This window comes from Chitinimonas sp. BJB300, from assembly GCF_002735695.1.
GTDB lineage: Bacteria > Pseudomonadota > Gammaproteobacteria > Burkholderiales > Chitinimonadaceae > Chitinimonas.
This window is the reverse complement of sequence record NZ_PDZH01000325.1, coordinates 1-952: the sequence shown is the minus strand read 5'-3', so window position 1 is coordinate 952 and position 952 is coordinate 1. Positions and strand designations below refer to the sequence as shown.

Here is a 952-nt window from a genome sequence, read left to right as displayed (position 1 = left end):
GGGGTGATCATGAACGACAACAAGGCGTAGCAAGGCAGGCTGAGCAGCACAATCAAGGTCAACCAGCCGCTGTAGTAGAACATCACGGCGATGAAGACGACCGAGAACAGCAGGTCCATCAGCAGGGTGATGGCGTTGCCGGTTAGGAATTGGCGGATGTTTTCCAACTCGCGTACCCGCGCCACCGAATCACCCACCCGGCGGGCCTGGAAGTAGGCCAGCGGCAGGTTGAGCAAATGGCGGAACAACCGTGCGCCCAGCTCGACGTCAATCCGGTTGGTGGTGTGCGAGAACAACCAAGTGCGCAGCCCGGTGAGCACCACTTCAAAAATCGACACCGCCAGCAAACCCACGGCGATTACATCCAGCGTAGAGAAGCCACGGTGTACCAGCACCTTGTCCATCACCACCTGGAAAAACAGCGGCGTGAGTAAGCCAATCAATTGCAAAATAAATGAGACGAACAGCACTTCGCCGAGCAGCTTGCGGTATTTGACCACCGCCGGAATAAACCAAGTGAAGTCGAACTTGGCCAGCTCGCCAGCCAGCGAGGCACGCGACGCAAACAGCAGCAGCCGGCCGCTCCACCGGTTAACCAGGATATCGCGGCTTATCGTCTCGGGTCGGCCCACCCGTGGGTCTTGAATCAGTACTTGGTCATCGGTAACGCGCGCAACAATAAAGTAACCACCGGCCACATCTTCCGCCAAAGCCGGCAGCGGTAAGGTATCCAGCCGATCGACCTTCGCATCTACCGCACGGGCCTTGAGGCCAAGCTGCTTGGCTGCCCGCAGGATGCGCATTTCATCAAACGCCACACCGCCGCCAAACTCATGTGCCAATTGCGCAGGCTCTGCGGCGACAGCATGAAAGCGCGCCAGCATGACCAAACCCATCAAGCCCGAGTCGACGGGCTGGGAAGAAGAGGGGGCATCGACAGCGGTGCCCTGAG

Annotated in this window: 1 protein-coding gene; it reads right to left on the bottom strand. The window is 58.9% G+C overall.

Annotation, left to right across the window (positions count from 1 at the left end; translation table 11 throughout):
- The coding region (locus CSQ89_RS21655) for an ABC transporter transmembrane domain-containing protein (RefSeq protein ID WP_233203442.1) at window positions 1-896 on the bottom strand (896 nt) is incomplete at its 3' end.
- Window positions 897-952 lie beyond the last annotated feature (56 nt).